This is a genomic window from Gardnerella vaginalis (genome assembly GCF_001563665.1).
GTDB lineage: Bacteria > Actinomycetota > Actinomycetes > Actinomycetales > Bifidobacteriaceae > Bifidobacterium > Bifidobacterium vaginale_A.
In genome coordinates, this window is record NZ_KQ961862.1 from 12,480 (window position 1) to 31,621 (window position 19,142).

The following is a 19,142-nucleotide window of genomic DNA, read 5'->3' on the forward strand; positions in this document are numbered from 1 at the left end:
TCACATCGCACCTATTCACATCGCTGATTCACATCGCACCTATTCACATCTCGCCTATTCACATCTCGCAACCATGATTTCAACACATCTTCAACACTTTTAAGCATAAAATCAATTGGTTTAGTTGAATCAACTACATAATTTGCAATACTTTTACGAGCATCGCTTCCAATCTGATTATTTATGCGTGCTAAAGCCTGAATTTCAGTCATATTTCTTTCTCGAAGGATCCTCGCAACGCGAATATCTTTAGGAGCTTCAACAGTAAGAATATAGTCAAATTTAAATGGAATAGTATCTACCACTTGAGCAAGAAGAGGAATATCGTGCACAATCACGCAACTAAAACAATTTAAGTTATACAGATTTTCTTTAGAAATTCTACTAATATATTCCTTCTCTAAAAGCTTCGCGCAATCATAAATAGCAGGATGAATAATAGACTCAACCTTATTTAATGCTTGCTTATGAATGCTATCATCCCCAAAAATGCAATCTGCAATAAAAGCACGATTTAAATATCCGTTACCAGTAATTGCATTGTTACCAAAAACTCGAACAATTTCTTTAAATACTTTACTTCCAGGCTCAACAACTTTACGAGCTAAAACGTCATAATCAATAACAAACGCACCAAGAGAGCGCAAATGATTTACAACAGTAGATTTTCCAGCTGCAATTCCTCCAGTTACAGCAATACGCATCATCGTCATATTTTAATTATAAATAATCCCCTAATAACTTATAAATAATACCCTAGCAACTTAGAGCCACTAGGGTATTACATAAAAATTAAAATTCTTGATTATAATGCAAAATTCTAAATTTAGTCTTGCAATTCTGCACCATCAGAATCTTTATGCCACTTAGTTCCAGGCTTGGAGCAAAGAATCAAAATACCTTCAATCAAACCCCAAATGCTAGAAACAAACCATAACATTCCGAAAGAAAGAATAGTGATAAGCAATTGGCCAACAGCTTTACCTGTGTGTCCAAGATAAAAATTATGTACGCCGAAAACGCCAAGGAAAATACCTAACAAACCTGCTGCAAGCTTGCTCTTACTACTAGTAGGACCGTAAACACCAGTATTATTAGTTAACGATGAATATTGAGTTTGCTGAGCATACTGTGGCTGACCGTACTGAGGTTGAGCATACTGTGGCTGAGTATACTGCGGAGCTTGCTGAGGCTGAGCATACTGAGGTTGAGCATACTGTGGAGTCTGCTGTGGCTGAGCATACTGAGGCTCGCTATACTGAGGAGCCTGCTGAGGAGCTTGCTGTGGCTGAGATTGTGGATTTGAATACACATTGTTTTGCTCGTTAGTGTTATCCATAACTTTCACGCTTTCTCTATATATACAATTCATACAACATTAAATTAAGATTACTAATAAGAATCAAAACTCAAGTTGATAGAAATCTTACACATATACGTGTACTTAAACTCAATAAAATAGCCTAAAATCTTATGCAAAAAAGCCTTTATTAAGATTAATTCAACAAAACGCTAAAACGAATTAAGAAATTAACAGTTGCATTTTTCGCTTTTATGAATTAACGAATTAAGCTAAAAATTAACGAATTAAGCTAAAACAAACTAGAAAATTACATCACAACAAACTAGAAAATTACAGGTTATTTCCCAAAATTACACCACAAATAACTAACGAATTACTACACAAATAACTAACGAATTAAATAAAAATAATTAGCGAATTACATCATTCTTATTTTTAAAATTTTGTAAATAAGGCAACATAGTTTTAGCAAGAGATACTCCATCTGGAGCAACAAAAAATGGCACTCCATCAACAGTTCCAGCAGCACCAGACGCTTCAACAGTATTATCAATATCACTATATGCAATACGCGAAGTTGAAAGAGATATATTAAAATCACGATTACTACGATTGCGAAAATCTTTAACAGTAGCATGATTTTTTAATTGACGAATCCCAACAGCAACAACCCTACCTGGATATTGCTTAATAATTCGAGAATAAGTATTTGGATCTCTTTGACCATCATCGCCAATTAAAATAAAACGCATATTCGGAAAATCGTCCATAAGTTGAGCAGCAAATTCCATTTTATGCTGAGGTCCAGTAGGAATAAACGTTTTAGGACGCGGATCTAAATCACGCAATAAAAGCGGACCTTCTGGAAAACCTTCTCGCAAAATAAAATGTCTAATCGAAGCTTCAACATTCCAAGGAGATGTAGAAAGATAGAAAAATGGAGCATCCGGAAGAAGATTAGAAATATCTGAAAACATTGATGCCATGCCACTTACTGGAGAACGATGCTCAGGATTCATAATAAGAACGTTGTACGAAGCTTTAATAATAGAAGGAGCTTGCGTAACCATTATAGTATCGTCTACATCCGAGATAACACCAATACAAGCAGATGAAGATATAGCAAATAAACTTGATTCTACAGGCTCACGGCCTTCCACACTATAGCTAACAATGTGCTTGCCGACACACAAAGCTCTTTCTGTAATTAAATCAAGATACCCAGCACGATCTGAAATACAATATTCTGCACCGCCTACACCTGAAGAATCCGGCTTATCATACGCTTCAGAATCACCGATTTGAGCACTCTCAACAGGAATATTATCAATTGAAATCGATACGCGAACTCTTACAGCAGGAACAACAAGCATTGCGTAAATTCCGCGCTTTAACACCGAATGATTGCCATTTTTGGGAGCGTATACAGTCCTACAAATAAGTCGAGCGTACTTATCTGTACCATATCCAATATAAGGCTCAACACTAGGATACAATCCGCATTTTCTTGAGATTTTACCAGCCAAACGCATCCATAATCCAACAACTGAAGTTATAAAACGCCTAGTGCACCTCACTAAAAACGGCTTATTGTCAATTCTCTCTTCAGGAGTTGGAGTATCAAACAAAGTAGACGTAACATGAACCGGTATAGGCGTGCTACTAACACACCTAACAGGTTTAAGCGGGGAAGATTTCTCATTCTTCTCAGCAAGTTTTCCCCGCTTAGTTTCATCAACACTAGATTTAGCGCTATTAAGCTCAGATGAATCTAAAGCTATAGCGTCTTTAGGATCGTTCACGGACGCACCGGGTTTTCTGGAGTTTCACCAATAACTTGAACAATAGTGCCGCGAGGGCAATTATCGTAAATCCAATGAGCATCAGCTTCATACATATTCACGCATCCATTAGAACCATGTCGTTTAGGATCACCTGTTGCAATGCCAACAGAATTCCAAGCAGCAGTATGGAAACTTTCGCCACCATTATAGAAGCTAACCCAGCGAATTCCAGGAAGAACATAAGGTCTTCCATCATAATGTCTACCGCGCATAGTCTTAACATCGTAACGCAAATAAATATGGAAAGTACCAGAATCAGACTCAGTCAAATCAGTCTGACCAGTGCAAACTGGGAATGTCTTAACAACTTCATCATTCTTATACACAGTTGCAGTCTGAGAAGATTTATCTACTACAATTCGCATTTCAACAAGCTTGCGTTCAACGCTAAACTTAGATACTTCAGAAGGAACAGAAATCTTAACAGCTTTCTTATTCTTTAAAGCATCAACTACTTGCTTTAAAACAGAATCAGAATACTTGATAGAAACACCATCAACGCCTTTAGTAGCAGTGAAAATAACTTTACCATTCTTGTCTACAGAATCTTCCTGATCTACTTTTACTTGATTCAACTGTTTAGGAAGATTTCCAGACAACCAATCATTTACAGCTTTAGAATCAATATCATAAGAAAGCTTATGCTTAAATTCATCTACATCAATAGATATCCACTTAGAAATTACATTCTTAGGAACAACAAAATCTTTACCATTGCCATTATCGAACTTAATTTCATTTGAAATAACAGAATTAAGTTGATCAGTTAACTTTTGAGCTTCATCACGCTGAATAGGAGAATCAACACGCCTATAAACAACCGATACTTTAGCAACATGACCAGGATTTGCAATCATCTTTTTTACAGCTTCACGAACCGGCAAAGTTTCAACAGAACTACCAGCTTCACCATCTTTAACAACGAACTTCGACTCTTTTTCATCGAAATTAGAAGTAAATGGAATAGCTCTATCTTTATCTTTCACAAAATAAGTTACAACGCTTTTATTCATTTCAGAATCATTACGCTGTGCAGAAAGTGGAACATTGCGAGTTACCCAAGGCATGAGCATAGTAAACAAATTATCGTGCTTAGCGCTAATAATATTGCGAACAGTAGCTTGAACATCTGACTTAACTTTCATATCACCTAAGCTAGAAGTAAGACTACCGCCTCTGTTATCGCTTATTTCAAATGAAGAATCAGAAATCGCTTGCTCAACAATATGAGCAACTTCATCACTTTTCTTTCCAACAATTTGTTCGCTAAATTTTTCATTACCAAAATGCACACCAGGAACTACGCGATCGTGGAAATACCAAGCTGTTAAACAATAACCTGCAATAATTAAAACTAAAACAATCAACAAGGAATATATGAATGCAGAAGCAGAACGATTTTTTACACGATCTTTAACACCATTCTTATAAGATTCAGATACATTGTTGAAAAGGTCATCGGATGATTTCTTAGACGCGCTTTCAATATCAGAAATACTCATAGAAGTAGTCGCATCGTCATCTTCATTATTTGAAACATTGTAGATTGAAGAATCAGCGTTATTGAAATTATTCGCATCATCATTAAAATCATCAAAATTGTTATGCTCGCTCATACTCTCAAACCTCTAGTAGACTTTCAGTCGCAAACCAAAAATCATGCTACCACTAACCGCATAAAACTAATTACAATAGATATTCAATACCTATTCGTATTATAAACAATAGCTATTGTTTATAAAAATGTGCTCTGAAAATATTTCCAGAGCACATAAATATTATTTATGAATTAAATAATTGCAACAAAACTTACAACTACTTCTTTTCACTTAACAACTGCTCACGCAATTGAGCTAATTGATCAGAATCAGCTAAAGTACCTTCGCTTTGAGCTTCAGAAGAATAATTAGAAGCAACTTCTTCTTTCTTTTCTTCCTTTACTTCAGGCTTCTTTTCAGCTTCTTCACTCTGACCATCTTGAGCAGCAGACTCAGCTGCAGCAGCAAGTTCCTTAGCGGCAAACACCTTATGCTGCTCCCATAATTCATGAGCTGCTGCATATTGTGCTTCCCACTCTTCGCGCTGCTGTTCATAACCAGCAATCCACTCGTTAGTATTTGGATCGAATCCTTCTGGATACTTGTAGTTTCCTTCTTCATCGTACTCAGCTGGCATACCGTAAAGAGCTGGATCGAAATCTTCAGAATTTGGATCAACAGCCTCATTTGCCTGCTTCAAGGAGAGGGAAATACGACGACGATCGAGATCTACGTCAATAACCTTAACGAATACTTCTTCGCCACCCTTAACAACAGTTTCAGGATTCTCTACATGACGATTAGCAAGCTCAGAGATGTGTACTAAGCCTTCAATTCCATCTTCAACTGAGATGAACACGCCAAACTGAACAATCTTAGTGACTTTACCTTTAACAACTTGTCCAGGAACGTGTGTGCGAGCAAAGCGCTGCCATGGATCTTCCTGAGTTGCTTTAAGGGAAAGGGAGATACGTTCGCGATCGAAGTCAACATCGAGAACCTCAACAGTGACCTTATCTCCAACCTTAACAACCTCAGATGGATGATCGATATGCTTCCAAGAGAGCTCAGAAACATGAATAAGACCGTCAACACCGCCAAGATCAACGAATGCGCCGAAGTTTACGATAGAAGACACAACGCCTTCACGAATCTGACCCTTCTTAAGCTGCGAAAGGAATGTTTCGCGAACTTCAGACTGGGTTTCCTCGAGGAACTGGCGGCGAGAAAGAACAACATTATTGCGATTCTTATCAAGCTCAAGAATCTTAGCTTTAATCTTTTGACCAATGTATGGAGAAAGATCGCGTACGCGACGCATCTCAACCAAGGATGCTGGCAAGAAGCCACGCAAGCCGATATCTACAATCAAGCCGCCCTTAACAGCTTCAATAACAGTACCTTCAACAATACCGTCTGCATCTTTAATCTTCTCAATATCGCCCCAAGCACGCTCGTACTGCGCACGCTTCTTGGAGAGAATAAGACGTCCTTCCTTGTCTTCCTTAGTAACAACAAGTGCTTCAATAGTGTCGCCAACTCCAACGACATCATCTGGATCAACGTCTTTTTTGATGGAAAGTTCACGGGAAGGAATTACACCTTCAGTTTTGTAGCCGATATCCAATAATACTTCGTCGTGATCAATCTTTACGACTGTACCTTCAACTAAATCACCATCATCAAAATTCTTGATGGTTGAATCGACTGCCTTGATGAAGTCTTCTTCGGTGCCAATATCATTAATCGCAACCTTGGCGACTTCGTTATTATTCTCTGCCATTAGTTATTAGTGGTTTCTTCTTGGGGTGGATATTACTCGATATTAAATTATGTTTGTATATGTAACGTGAGCTTTTCGCACACGCTCTGTCAATGTTATAGATAGGCATAGCCAAAGTTAGCTTAGGAGCTCGGGTGTGTCGCATTACCCTCGTTTGAAGCAAAGCTCGCGCTTCAAACGAGCTTAATGCGAGAGGACTTGCACAAGGTTGAAAGCACAGTGTGCTTTCAACGCAAGTACTCTTGATTGCATCCATGCAATCAACCACAACAAACAACCAGCTAACAAACAACCAGCTAACAAACAGCATAAAGATGCAAAATATTAGCAAACTTGATTTTCTGCAATATTTACAACATTAGCTAACAACATTGCTCTAGTCATAAGACCAACGCCACCAGGATTAGGCGAATACGCTCCAGCAACATCTCTACACGAAACGTCAACATCCCCTTTTAGACGATATTTACCAGACTCTTCATCAAATACAAAAGACAAGCCTACATCAACAAGAACAGCGCCTGGCTTAACATCATCAGGCTTTACAAACCCAGCACTACCAATTGCTGCAATAATTACATCCGATCTGCGCATAATCTCATGAACATTACGCGTATGAGTGTGACACAAAGTAACTGTTGCATCTACACCACGTCTAGTCAACAACAATCCAATAGTGCGTCCAACTGTAATACCACGTCCAAGAACACAAACTTCTTTGCCATCAAGGTTAATATTGTATTCGTCAAGCAAAGCTAATATTCCTCTCGGAGTACAAGGCAAAGGCGTTGTAATCTTTCCAGAAATATGCATAACAAGTTCCCCTAAATTATAAGGATGCATACCATCGCAATCCTTCTTAGGATCAACTGCTTCAATTATTTTCTTTTCATCTATGCCTTTCGGTAAAGGCAATTGCACAATAAAACCTGTACAAGAAGGATCATTATTTAAACTTTCAACAGCTTTAAGAACATCTTCCTCACTAGCATCTTGAGGAAGATCATAACGAATAGAACGAATTCCAACTTCCTGACAATCGCGATGTTTACCTGCAACGTATTTCATAGAACTAGAATCATTGCCAACTAACAAAGTACCTAATCCAGGTTCAATACCTTTTTCTTTAAGTAAAGAAACTCGCTTTGCTAAACTTATTTTTATCTTATTCGATAACGCTTTACCATCTAATACAATCACCATAAAATCATCACTTTCCAACTCGCATAATTCGTATCCATAGACTATCGTGAGATATATAAAAAGTGTACGACAGCTGTATGTAATATACGTGGACATGTGGAGCGTACGACAATTGCCGGCGTGGACGCGGCGGAAGGAGTGAGTTTCAATGCGTATCACTGTTACAACTTTGAAGAATACAATCAAAACTATTGCAACGTACGCGATAGCATTGGTTGTTGGATTTGGTGTTGCTGCATGCGGATCTCAAGCACCTAGCACTCAAACAAAACCAGAAGAAGCTAAAAGCAACAAGCCAATTTCAGTAGTATCTACACTAGACACTTGGGGTAGCTTAGCTCAAGAAATTGGCGGAGAAGATGTAAAAGTAGTCAACTTGCTAAACGGATCAAATGCAAATGTCGATGACGCAAAATTAAGCGATAATGATTCTAAAACATTGCATTCTGCTCAAGTTATAGTAGTAAACGGCGCAGGTTATGATGATTGGGCAACAAAAAACTTACCAAAGAAAACAGAATTAGTAAGTGCAGCAAGTACTGTTGGAGCATTAAACGGAGATAACCCATATTTGTGGTTCTCAAGAGATGCTAGAAGCGCAATGGCAAATTCTCTATACGAAACTTTTTCGCGAATAAATCCTGCAAAACGCAAAGATTTTACTTCGCGCTTTAATAAGTGGAAAGATAAGGAAAAAACTCTCGATGCTTATCTAAATAAGTTTGCAAGTGTTCATGCAAAATATAAGATTGCATCAACATCACCTATTATATTCTGGCTTCTTTCAGACATAAATATTAAAGATAGTGCACCTAAAGATTACATTTCATCAATTGCTCAAGGTACAGATCCAAGCACTCAAAGCATAGGTGAATTCAGTAAATTGCTTGAAGATAGGCATATTGACGTTCTTATAAACGATTCACAAAAAAATAAGAATGACAATATTAACGTAATCAATGGAATTGCTGGAAGAAGCTACACTAGCATAGTTAATGTAAGTGAGTTAATGCCTTCATACGCTAAACAACTTGACACTTGGATTATTAAAATTTTAGATGACATCGAAAATGGAACAAAAACAAGTGCTTCAATGCGTTTAGCTATAGATAAGCAAGAAAAACCTAGTAGACTAATTACAGAGAAACCAAAACCTGTTCTTCCAGGTCCAGTTCGTTCTAATGAAGGACAAAAAGATCCTGGAAAGTAATTCAATTAGTTTATCTGTAAAAGTTTAATTATTAGTTTATCTGCAAAAGTTTAACGATAATTTAAAAAATAAGCCTTGTCTGAAAGTAGATTTTAGATAAGGCTTATTTTATTGGTTATTAAACAAGAATGTGCGATATGTTAAAGCAGGATTTATTTTAATTCTTACTTTATGCACTTAATTCTTGTAATACTTAATTCTTGTGGCAAAAATTTTATAGTTACTTACTTTTTGCGAGATTTACGTGAATTCTTAGCAAGTAGCAATAATGTTTCCGAAGCAGGCTCTTGTGGGAAAGAAGTATGATGCTTTTCGTCACCATCCTTAGCTTTAGCATAACCAAGATTTACATTAAGCAAACGCTCAGCTTCCTGTTCATCAATTTTCTCAGATAAAGCAATTTCAGAAATTAAAATGCTACGAGCTCTAGAAAGCATACGCTTTTCACCTGCTGAAAGTCCGTGCTCATCAATATCTCTTTGAGATAAATCACGCACAACTTCTGCAATCTTATTGACATCTCCAGTAGCAATCTTCTCAACATTAAGCTTATAGCGTCTTGACCAATTCATCTCTTTTTCGATGATTGGAGTACGCAAAATTTCAAATACTTTTGCTACTTCTTTCGCGCCTACAATATCTCTAACGCCAACTTTTTTAACGCTGTCAACAGGAACGTTAATCTCTAAACCATCTGATGACAAAACAACAAGACGCAAATATTGTCGTGTTATTCCTTTTACTGTCCGCTCGCTGATTTCCTCGACACGCGCCGCACCATGACGAGGATAGACGACCATATCGCCGACTTGATATCCCACAGAACCCTCCGTATGCACAGAAAAACTCATAAAAGTTTCTCATAAGCTAACGACTTGAAGAAATTTTTAATATTTTTTAATAAGATATTAAAAAACACGCGACTTACTTCCATAAAGCATGTATTATGGAAACCATGAGTACAGTTTCTACCATCAATGAGGATGCAGTCGCGGTTGCAGTCCGACAGGATGTATTAGCCGCGGTGAGCAATGCAGAATATTACAATCCACACGAGGTCCTTGGTGGACATCTTGGAACAGGCAAAAGCGAAGGCACTGCCACTGTGCGCGTTTTGCGACCAATGGCGAAAAGAGTAATTATCATCACCAAATCTGGTGAATATGAAGCTAAGCACGAATATAATGGCATTTTTACAGCTGTTGTTCCTGCAACTAAACATGCTCGTTCAAAAGAGTTTTCAGTACCAAGCTATAGAGTTCGCACTGTTGAAATAGACGGGACTGAGTCAGTTGACGATGATCCATATCGTTATTTGCCTCAAGTTGGCGAATTAGACATGTATTTGTTCGGCGAAGGAAGACATGAACGCCTGTGGGAAGCATTAGGCGCACACGTTAAAACCATTACAGATTCATGGGGACTTGTTTCTCCTGAAACTGGAAAAATGGTCAAAAAAGTCACAGGTACAGCGTTTTCCGTTTGGGCACCAAATGCTCGTGCTGTTCGAGTAGTTGGCAATTTCAACTATTGGAATGGACGCCGTCATGCTATGAGATCATTAGGATCTTCTGGAATTTGGGAACTTTTCATTCCAGGCGTAGGCGCAGGAGAAGTTTACAAATTTGAGATTCTTACACAATCTGGATCTTGGATTATGAAAGCAGATCCTATGGAACGTTCTCACGAAGTTCCACCAAACACTGGATCTGTTGTTGTAGATTCAGACTTTAAGTGGCATGATACAGATTGGATGGATAAGCGCGCTAAAAGCGATGCACATAATGGTCCAATAAGCATCTACGAAGTACAAGCCAATAGCTGGAATCGTGATTTAAGCGATTATCGCGAGTTAGCAGACAGACTAGTTGACTATGTAGTAAAAGAAGGATTTACTCACGTTGAGTTTATGCCTCTTACACAATACCCGTACTCCGGTTCATGGGGTTACCAAGTAACTGGTTATTACGCAGTAGATTCTAGACTTGGATCTCCTGATGATTTCAAGTATTTAGTAAATAAGCTCCATAAAGCCGGAATTGGCGTAATAATGGACTGGGTACCTGCACACTTCCCTAAGGATGATTTCGCACTTGGACGTTTTGACGGTACTGCTTTGTATGAAGATCCTGATCCAATGCGCGGTGAACATCCTGATTGGGGAACATACATATTCAACTTTGGACGTCACGAAGTTCGTAACTTCCTAGTAGCGAATGCATGCTTCTGGCTTGACGAATATCACATTGATGCACTCAGAGTTGACGCAGTTTCTTCAATGCTCTACTTAGATTACAGCCGAGAGGCAGGTCAGTGGAGACCAAATATTTATGGTGGGCGCGAAAATCTTGAAGCAATCGACTTCATTAAAGAAGCAAATGCCACTGCTTACAAAAATAATCCTGGCATTATGATGATTGCAGAAGAATCAACAGCCTATCAAGGAGTTACTGCACCAACAGATATGGGTGGCTTAGGATTCGGCTTGAAGTGGAATATGGGCTGGATGCACGATACGTTGCAATATCTTAAAGAAGAACCAATCAACAGACGTTGGCATCACAATGAAATTACGTTCTCAATGGTATACGCTTATTCTGAGCATTACGTTTTGCCTTTGAGCCACGATGAAGTTGTGTATGGAAAAGGCTCATTACTTGGCAAGATGCCAGGAGATGAATGGCAGCAATTCGCAGGATTGCGCGCATTACTCGCCTATCAATGGTCTCACCCAGGAAAGAACTTACTATTTATGGGTGGAGAAATTGGACAATCAAGCGAATGGAACTTCAACACTTCACTTAATTGGAACGAATTGCAATGGCCGTTCCATCAAGGTGTTCAAAAGCTTGTTGCTGATTTGAATGCTTTATACAAGAGTTCAAGAGCATTCTGGAGTCAAGACTTTACGCCTGATGGATTCCAATGGCTTACAAGCGATGATTCTGATCACAATACTTTGAGCTACATGCGTATTGGTGACGATGGCGAAGAAATTGTTGTTGTAGTGAACTTCTCTGGTCAAGCTTGGCAAGACTATCAAATTGCACTTCCAAAGGGAGGCAAGTGGGAAGAAATTCTTACAACTGACGATGCAAAGTATTGCGGTTCAGATATTCACAATGGAACATTTACTGCAGCAGCTGAAGAATATCATTCTCGCCCATACTCAGCAAGAATTACTGTTCCAGCATTAGGCGCAGTATTCTTGAAACCAGTGAAACACTGAAAGGGTTTATTAGATTATGCTTAACGCTCCATTAGGTAACGGAGTTCCTCGTACTATTCTTGTGGTTGAAGATGAGCCAGATTTAGCTACGGCAATTGCACAGCGCATAGCTGCACAAGGATGGCGCGCTAGGGTCGTATCTGATGGAGCGTCTGCTGTTAAAGTAGCAGAACAGCTTAAGCCAGATCTAATTATTATGGACATTATGCTTCCAATAATGGATGGCATTGAAGCAACTAAAAGGATTATTTCTAAACGTCTTGTACCAATTCTTATGCTAACAGCTAGAGATGCTGAATCAGATAAAATATCGGGATTAAGCGCTGGAGCAGATGACTACATGACGAAACCATTTTCGCCACGAGAACTTATAGCAAGATGCGCAGCACTGTTGCGGCGCGTAGATCGCGCTACTCAAATAGCTAAGAATTTGGAAAATGAACGAACAATGACTTTTGGAAATCTAGTTATCAATCCTCGTCAGCGTATTGTTACTATTGACAATGAAGAAGTTCATTTTACTCCTACAGAATTCGACTTATTAGCAACATTGGCTCGTAAACCTCATGCAGTATTTAAGCGCGAAAAATTGCTTGAAAAAGTGTGGGATTGGCCAGACGCTTCTGGGACTAGAACAGTTGATTCACATATAAAGTCTTTAAGACACAAAATAGGGTCTTCCTGGATTCGCACAGTACACGGAATTGGATACGCTTTTGAACCTGTGATAAGCGAGAATTAAAGCAGCAAACGATTAACGAGAGAAAATTAAGTCCAATAAATCGCAAAGCTAACAAATCACATATTCCCCACTTTCTTACGCCATCGAATATTAACTTACAAACTACTTATAGTTTGTTTTACAACGTACGCTTTGCTGTTAGTTAGGCAGAGATTTAAGATTTTTCGCCCTGAATGAGATGAACCTCAGCACGAAGTGGTGATTCATCGAATGAAGAAGAAAAATCGAAAAATCTCAGTGATTAGTCGAAGATTAAAAGACTAAACATGCCAAGAGCTATCGGAGTTTCTCTTAGAGCAATGTAAAAATCTTGCGATGAGAGAAACTCCGAGAGCTCAGCAACAACAAATAGGAAAATTCTATAAATAAACATATATTTTAAAATACAAATAACTTAAAATTTATAAGTAATATGATGTGATGTAATGAAATGAAATAACATTACGATTTGTTAGTGTATTTAACTACAATTAGTAACAAATCATAAAACAATTTTTACACAATTTAAAGATAATATAATCTTATGAAAAAATCACAATCGAGAAAAAACTCCACAAGCTCTGATATTGATATTGATATTAAGTCGAAGAGAAAAAATAATCACATCAAAAACTTTAATGTAGATAGTGTTAAAAATATAAAAAACTTATCGCATCCACTAAACTTCTTCTCGTCACTAAAATTCTTCTCGTCATTAAAAAGCGAGTTATCAGCGATTATTGTTGTAGCTACAGCAATAGCATTTGTTATGGCGTGGTTCCTTCTGAAAATGGGATTAAATGGATGGATTGCAATGCCTTTAACTCTTGCAGTAGCACTAGGAATAACATATACATTTTCGCGCGGCTTAATAGCACCATTGCGCCAAATGCGAGATGCGTCTGAATCAATGGCTGAAGGCGACTATTCAGTAAGAGTAGAAATTGAAAATCGAAGTGATGAAGTAGGAAAACTTACTCTTGCATTTAACGAGATGGCTGAAGAATTAGAACACGTAGACCAAATGCGAAGAGATCTTATAGCGAACGTAAGCCACGAGCTTAGAACACCAGTTTCAGCGTTACAAGCAATGCTAGAAAATCTTGCAGATGGAGTAATCGAACCAACTCCTGCAAATATGGAAACTATATTAAATCAAACACATAAACTTGCAGATCTTATTACATTCTTATTGGACTTATCTAGAGTAGAAGCAGGAGCAGAAAATCTTAATATAACATCGTTTAATTTTTCGAAATTTATTGATTCAATAGTAGAACCTTTAGAGATAGCAGATAGCGGACACAATCATAATATTTACGTAAAAATTGACGATAATATACAACTTACTGGAGATCAAAATAGACTTTCACAATTATTTACAAATATTATCTCTAATGCTCTTAAACATTCTCCAGATAATACAAAAGTACTAATTACAGCTTATGCAGATTCTCAAAACAATGCTCTAATAAGTAATGTTATTAACTTTGGAAAGCAAATACCAAAAGAAGAACGATCTGAAATTTTCAGGCGATTTGTAAAAGGAAACCAAGGCATTGGAACAGAATCTGGAGGAACAGGACTAGGATTATCTATTGCAAGATGGGCAGCACAGCTTCATCATGGTAGCGTAAAAGTAGTAGACGATAAACGCGGTCCAAACTTTGAAATAACTCTTCCTTTGAATTACGAATATTGTGAAAACAATGAAGAATAAAATGTAGAATATATAAAAACAAAACACGTTCACAGCGAGGAAAATATGCTTTTAGCAGTTGATATTGGCAACACAAATATAGTTCTAGGGTTTTTAGAAAACGATAATATTGTTGGCACTTACAGAATGACTACAAAAGCGAATCACACTTCAGATGAATATGGAATTATGATTACGCAATTCCTTCATCTAAGTGGATTTAGCATAAAAGATGTAGATGATGTCATAGTTGCTTCTGTTGTGCCAAAAGTAATGCACTCATTCCGTTCAAGTATTATCAAATTCTTAAATATTGACCCTATGATTGTTGGCCCTGGTGTAAAAACTGGAATGAATATTCGAATAGACGAGCCTAAAACGCTTGGAGCAGATTGCTTAGCAGATTGCGTTGGAGCATTCGCAAAATACGGCGGACCAGCACTAGTAATTGATTTTGGAACAGCAACAACATACAACTATGTTGATAAAAATGGAGCTATAACTTGCGGACTCATATGCACAGGTATTCGCACAGCTGCAGCAGCTTTATGGGATAACACAGCGCAACTTCCAGAAGTAGAAATTTCACGACCAGAATCGATATTAGCAAAATCAACTCGCCCAGCAATGCAAGCAGGACTGTATTATAGTTTTCTCGGCGGAATTGAACGCACTATTAAACAATTCAAAAGTGAAATAAATGAGCCGTTTAAAGTTATTGCTACTGGCGGATTAGGTAGACTTTTTGAAAAAGATATAGAAGAAATAGACTACTATGATCCTAATCTAATTTTCAAAGGTATGGCAGAAATTTACAATCGAAACACGTTTTAGTAAGTAATACATACAAATACATTATTTAGATTTAGTGTTACTTAACATTATTTAGATTAAGTGTTACTCAGTGTTACTTATGCACTACTTAGTATTGCTCAGTAGTGCTTAACATTATTTAGTATTGCTTAGTATTGCTTAGTATTGCTTAGTGTTGCTTAGTGTTACTTAGTGTTACTTAGCAAAAAACAGATATGCATATATGATTTAGGAATAACATGCACATATATAATCTGATTTTATCGAACAACAAATCCTTGATTATATCCGTATTCTTGCAAATCTTTGCGCCACAAAGCAAGACCCTTTTCTAAAGAAATTCTAGGACCTGGATCATCTGGAAGACTTAATTGAGAACCATCAGCATTAGTTATACCAGCATCGATCATTGTTTGTACTTCTAATCGCGCGCGAGATTTACGACTCCAATCATAAGCTTGACCAACTGTTGACCTAAAATCACTACGAGCATAAACTTCAAACGGAAGATACTTGTATCTTGTATCAACATAATCTGCTGCAACAGAAAAAATACGATTAAATTTTTGACCTCCAAAATAAGGTATGTCAATACCACGTAAATCACGTACTGTTGTTTTATTCAAGAATGATTCATCGTGTAACGTAACAATATCTGCAGGAAAAGCTCCACCATCTACTCTAATACGAATTCCTTTAGAACTATGGCATACATAATCCACAAAACGCATAGCAGCCTCAGGTTTCCTACTAGATTGCAAAACAGATAACGCAGAACCACCCATTTCAGCATTTCTATTCTCACCATGCAAAGTAGGAACAGTAGTAACACGCCATAATCCAGAACTACCTGGAACATTAGATAACAGCAAAGAAGTCATCCAAGCTCCAGCAAAAACTGATGCCACTTTCCCATCACCAAGAGCAGCCTTCCAACTAGAAGACCATGTATTAAATCTAGTTTCAATAAGACCTTCATCAATCATAGATTGCCAAAACTTAGTGAATTGCTTTGTTCCTTCATCTTCATTCAAACGCACAGTTACAGTTTTTCCATCATTCGAAGTTACAAAAGGTCTTCCTGCAGCTAACCAAATCATCGCATCATAAAAGCTAGCATCACCTGAATCTGCAGCAATATAAACACCAATATCTTTCAATTTTCGAGCTGCATGTTTATATTCTTCCCAAGTATGAATTTTTGATGCATCTACTCCAGCTTGACGAAACACATCATCGTTATAAAACCATGCCATAGGACCAGAATCCATAGGCAAACCATAAACCCTATCCCCTAACTTAACAGATGACCAAGTTCCAGGAGTATAAAAAGTTCTAGTATCTCTAACTCTATCTGTAATATCAAGCAACTGACCACTAACAGCATATTGAGGTAAAGCGTGATACTCTAATTGCGCTACATCTGGCATACCATAACCGTCTTGAATAGCATTATTTAGAACATTGTAACCACTCGTATCTTTAACAGTAACGCGAACATCTGGATTACTTTTTTCAAATTCTTTCGCGATACGCTTCATGCTTGGTTCCCAAGACCAAACAGTAATATGCGTTCTAAAATCTGCAGATCCACAAGCACCAGAAAAAATTACGAAAATAGCACATAAAAGCAATATTAAAAAGCGATACAAAGAATTACGAAACACATAAGGAATTCTAAAGTATCTAACAAATTTAAAGTCAAGCCTTGAAATGTTACTTTTATGCGCACACATATAATTTTTACACGCTACTCAACAGTTACTGACTTAGCAAGATTACGAGGCTTATCAACGTCATAACCCTTTAATTTAGCCATGTCCATAGCGAATATTTGTAAAGGAACAACATCAACAAGAGGACTTAAAAGAGTTGGACACTTAGGTCTCCAGAAAACTATATCCGCATAACGTTCAACATCCAAGTCACCAACTTCAGCAACTGCTATTGTAAAAGCACCTCGCGCTTTTACTTCTTCAATACCTGAGATTACTTTTGAATGCAAAACGTCACGTCCGCGAGATGAAGGAACGATTACAACAACAGGTTCCCCATCGTCAACTAGCGCAATAGGACCATGCTTTAACTCTCCAGCTGCAAAACCTTCTGTAAAAGTATATGCAATTTCTTTAAGCTTTAGAGCGCCTTCCATTGCAACTGGATAGCCTACATGTCTTCCTAAGAACAAGAAAGATTTAGCTTCTAAAGTCCTTTTAGCAGCCTGCAAAATAGCATTTTCTTGAGAATCAAGTATTTCTTGAATTTTATCCGGCATAGCTTTTAATTGCATTACAATTTGCTGTATTTCATCGCGATACATTGTGCCTTTTACTTGAGCTAAATAAAGACCAAGCATATACGCTGCCACGATTTGCGCCACAAAAGCTTTAGTTGACGCAACAGCGATTTCTGGGCCAGCATGTGTGTAAAGCACAGCATCAGACTCTCTAGGAATACTAGAACCTTGAGTATTGCATATTGCTAACACTCTACTACCCTGCTCGCGTGCGTGACGTAAAGCCATAAGCGTATCCATAGTTTCACCAGATTGTGAAATAGCAACTACAAGAGTGCGATGCGTTAAAATAGGATCACGATAACGGAATTCATGAGCTAATTCAACTTCTACAGGTACACGAACCCAATGTTCAATAGCATATTTTGCAACTAAACCTGCATAACTTGCAGTTCCACAAGCAACAACGATTATTTTATCTATTGCTCGCAATACATCTTGGCTAATACGAACTTCATCGAGAATTATGTTTCCTTTAGAATCAAATCTTCCTCTTAAAGTATCTGCAACAGCATGAGGATCTTCATGAATCTCTTTATCCATAAAGGAATCCCATCCACCTTTTTCTACTGCGGACGCATCCCAATCTACAGTAAAGCAAGTAGGATTATCGACTACTTTCCCACTAAAATCTGTAAGCAAAAGGCTTGATTTACCAGAACCATCAATATCTCCAACGCACACAGCCTGATCTTGACCGACTTCTAAAACTCGATCTGTATAAGCAACAAAAGCTGCAACATCAGACCCTAAGAAATACTCATTATCTCCAATACCAACCACTAGCGGAGAATCGTGACGAACAGCAGCAACAATACCAGGTTGACGAACATCAACTGCTAAAAGAGTAAAAGCGCCTTTAAGCATTTTTGCCGTACGACGAATCGCAGCAAACAAGTCCGGCTTACCAGTTTCTTCTACAATCTCATTAGCAATTTTCCCAAGTAATTTTGCAGCTACTTCAGTGTCTGTTTGTGAAGAAAACTCATAGCCTTCTTCATGAAGCTGCTCTTTTAGAACAACAGCATTTTCAATAATTCCATTATGAATAAGTGCAATTTTTCCGTCTGCACTTGTATGAGGATGTGCGTTCACGTCACAAGGAGCGCCGTTCGTAGCCCAACGCGTATGACCTATTGCTGCACTAGATTGCGGCATAGGATTTTCAATAATATCATTACGTAAATTAGAAAGCCTACCTGCTTTTTTACGCACAGATGCAACACTCATCCCGGAAGCTACAAGAGCTACACCAGAAGAATCATATCCACGATACTCTAAACGCTCTAATCCATCTAAACAAACTTGCAAAGGTTTAGAACAAATCTTTCCAAAACCTGCATATCCAACAATGCCACACATAATCTTTTATTGTACTTTAATATAGTTGTTTATCTCAAGATTTACACATTATATGCAAATAAATTTACTTTTTTAATTGATGTTTTACAATATCTCGTGCTTCAAATCCTTTACCAAAATGCTTTTCTAACATAGACTGCA

At 37.7% G+C, this 19,142-nt stretch carries 14 protein-coding genes; 5 read left to right on the plus strand and 9 right to left on the minus strand.

Annotation, left to right across the window (positions count from 1 at the left end; translation table 11 throughout):
- Positions 1–11: 11 nt before the first annotated feature.
- The 6 genes from coaE to HMPREF3230_RS03235 all read right to left on the minus strand — a co-directional run bounded on the left by coaE (position 12) and on the right by HMPREF3230_RS03235 (position 7,671).
- Positions 12–713: a dephospho-CoA kinase gene (gene coaE / locus HMPREF3230_RS03210; RefSeq protein ID WP_075523528.1), complete on the minus strand. Its 702-nt coding sequence runs from the start codon at positions 711–713 to the stop codon at positions 12–14.
- Positions 714–826: 113 nt separating this feature from the next.
- Positions 827–1,339: a TM2 domain-containing protein gene (locus tag HMPREF3230_RS03215; protein WP_075523529.1), complete on the minus strand. Its 513-nt coding sequence runs from the start codon at positions 1,337–1,339 to the stop codon at positions 827–829.
- 374 nt (positions 1,340–1,713) lie between these two features.
- Positions 1,714–3,105, minus strand: coding sequence for a phosphatase domain-containing protein (locus tag HMPREF3230_RS03220; protein ID WP_075523530.1), 1,392 nt, complete (start codon positions 3,103–3,105; stop codon positions 1,714–1,716).
- Positions 3,102–4,763 (minus strand): L,D-transpeptidase, encoded by a 1,662-nt coding sequence (locus tag HMPREF3230_RS03225; RefSeq protein WP_075523531.1) that lies wholly within the window; start codon positions 4,761–4,763, stop codon positions 3,102–3,104. Before HMPREF3230_RS03225 ends, HMPREF3230_RS03220 begins: the two co-directional genes overlap by 4 nt.
- Positions 4,764–4,962: 199 nt before the next feature.
- Positions 4,963–6,468 carry a 30S ribosomal protein S1 gene (gene rpsA / locus HMPREF3230_RS03230; RefSeq protein ID WP_075523532.1) on the minus strand — a complete coding sequence of 502 codons (1,506 nt, stop codon included), beginning with the start codon at positions 6,466–6,468 and terminating at the stop codon, positions 4,963–4,965.
- A gap of 324 nt (positions 6,469–6,792) precedes the next feature.
- A complete protein-coding gene (locus HMPREF3230_RS03235; protein WP_075523533.1) occupies positions 6,793–7,671 on the minus strand; it encodes a bifunctional methylenetetrahydrofolate dehydrogenase/methenyltetrahydrofolate cyclohydrolase in 879 nt (292 codons plus the stop codon).
- A gap of 148 nt (positions 7,672–7,819) precedes the next feature.
- On the opposite strand from HMPREF3230_RS03235, the gene HMPREF3230_RS03240 reads away from it, so the two are divergent.
- Positions 7,820–8,881, plus strand: coding sequence for a metal ABC transporter solute-binding protein, Zn/Mn family (locus HMPREF3230_RS03240; RefSeq protein ID WP_075523534.1), 1,062 nt, complete (start codon positions 7,820–7,822; stop codon positions 8,879–8,881).
- A gap of 224 nt (positions 8,882–9,105) precedes the next feature.
- Here HMPREF3230_RS03240 and HMPREF3230_RS03245 read toward each other — a convergent pair whose 3' ends face one another.
- On the minus strand, positions 9,106–9,702 hold the full coding sequence (locus HMPREF3230_RS03245; protein ID WP_196489643.1) for a CarD family transcriptional regulator: 597 nt from the start codon (positions 9,700–9,702) through the stop codon (positions 9,106–9,108).
- A 134-nt stretch (positions 9,703–9,836) separates the two neighbouring features.
- Between HMPREF3230_RS03245 and glgB the strand changes: the two genes are divergently transcribed.
- From glgB to HMPREF3230_RS03265, 4 genes are all read left to right on the plus strand, one after another.
- Positions 9,837–12,110 (plus strand): 1,4-alpha-glucan branching protein GlgB, encoded by a 2,274-nt coding sequence (glgB, locus tag HMPREF3230_RS03250; protein ID WP_075523536.1) that lies wholly within the window; start codon positions 9,837–9,839, stop codon positions 12,108–12,110.
- A gap of 16 nt (positions 12,111–12,126) precedes the next feature.
- Complete coding sequence (locus tag HMPREF3230_RS03255; RefSeq protein WP_075523537.1) at positions 12,127–12,852, plus strand: response regulator transcription factor; 726 nt, start codon at positions 12,127–12,129, stop codon at positions 12,850–12,852.
- A gap of 523 nt (positions 12,853–13,375) precedes the next feature.
- Positions 13,376–14,551, plus strand: coding sequence for a sensor histidine kinase (locus tag HMPREF3230_RS03260; RefSeq protein ID WP_075523538.1), 1,176 nt, complete (start codon positions 13,376–13,378; stop codon positions 14,549–14,551).
- 45 nt (positions 14,552–14,596) lie between these two features.
- Positions 14,597–15,364 (plus strand): type III pantothenate kinase, encoded by a 768-nt coding sequence (locus HMPREF3230_RS03265; protein ID WP_075523539.1) that lies wholly within the window; start codon positions 14,597–14,599, stop codon positions 15,362–15,364.
- Between the two features lie 239 nt (positions 15,365–15,603).
- Here the strand turns inward: HMPREF3230_RS03265 and HMPREF3230_RS03270 are convergent, their stop codons facing one another.
- Both HMPREF3230_RS03270 and glmS read right to left on the minus strand, forming a co-directional pair.
- The gene (locus tag HMPREF3230_RS03270; RefSeq protein WP_075523540.1) at positions 15,604–17,079 is read right to left on the minus strand and encodes an ABC transporter substrate-binding protein; all 1,476 of its coding nucleotides are present in this window, start codon (positions 17,077–17,079) and stop codon (positions 15,604–15,606) included.
- 14 nt (positions 17,080–17,093) lie between these two features.
- A complete protein-coding gene (gene glmS, locus HMPREF3230_RS03275) occupies positions 17,094–19,001 on the minus strand; it encodes a glutamine--fructose-6-phosphate transaminase (isomerizing) (RefSeq protein WP_075523541.1) in 1,908 nt (635 codons plus the stop codon).
- Positions 19,002–19,142: the final 141 nt, after the last annotated feature.

What these genes read in the sequence shown, in the direction of transcription:
- coaE (WP_075523528.1), bottom strand. Translation starts at nt 713, where the DNA reads ATGACGATGATGCGTATTGCTGTAACTGGAGGAATTGCAGCTGGAAAA.
- HMPREF3230_RS03215 (WP_075523529.1), bottom strand. Translation starts at nt 1,339, where the DNA reads ATGGATAACACTAACGAGCAAAACAATGTGTATTCAAATCCACAATCT.
- HMPREF3230_RS03225 (WP_075523531.1), bottom strand. Translation starts at nt 4,763, where the DNA reads ATGAGCGAGCATAACAATTTTGATGATTTTAATGATGATGCGAATAAT.
- rpsA (WP_075523532.1), bottom strand. Translation starts at nt 6,468, where the DNA reads ATGGCAGAGAATAATAACGAAGTCGCCAAGGTTGCGATTAATGATATT.
- HMPREF3230_RS03235 (WP_075523533.1), bottom strand. Translation starts at nt 7,671, where the DNA reads ATGGTGATTGTATTAGATGGTAAAGCGTTATCGAATAAGATAAAAATA.
- HMPREF3230_RS03240 (WP_075523534.1), top strand. Translation starts at nt 7,820, where the DNA reads ATGCGTATCACTGTTACAACTTTGAAGAATACAATCAAAACTATTGCA.
- glgB (WP_075523536.1), top strand. Translation starts at nt 9,837, where the DNA reads ATGAGTACAGTTTCTACCATCAATGAGGATGCAGTCGCGGTTGCAGTC.
- HMPREF3230_RS03255 (WP_075523537.1), top strand. Translation starts at nt 12,127, where the DNA reads ATGCTTAACGCTCCATTAGGTAACGGAGTTCCTCGTACTATTCTTGTG.
- HMPREF3230_RS03260 (WP_075523538.1), top strand. Translation starts at nt 13,376, where the DNA reads ATGAAAAAATCACAATCGAGAAAAAACTCCACAAGCTCTGATATTGAT.
- HMPREF3230_RS03265 (WP_075523539.1), top strand. Translation starts at nt 14,597, where the DNA reads ATGCTTTTAGCAGTTGATATTGGCAACACAAATATAGTTCTAGGGTTT.
- HMPREF3230_RS03270 (WP_075523540.1), bottom strand. Translation starts at nt 17,079, where the DNA reads ATGTGTGCGCATAAAAGTAACATTTCAAGGCTTGACTTTAAATTTGTT.
- glmS (WP_075523541.1), bottom strand. Translation starts at nt 19,001, where the DNA reads ATGTGTGGCATTGTTGGATATGCAGGTTTTGGAAAGATTTGTTCTAAA.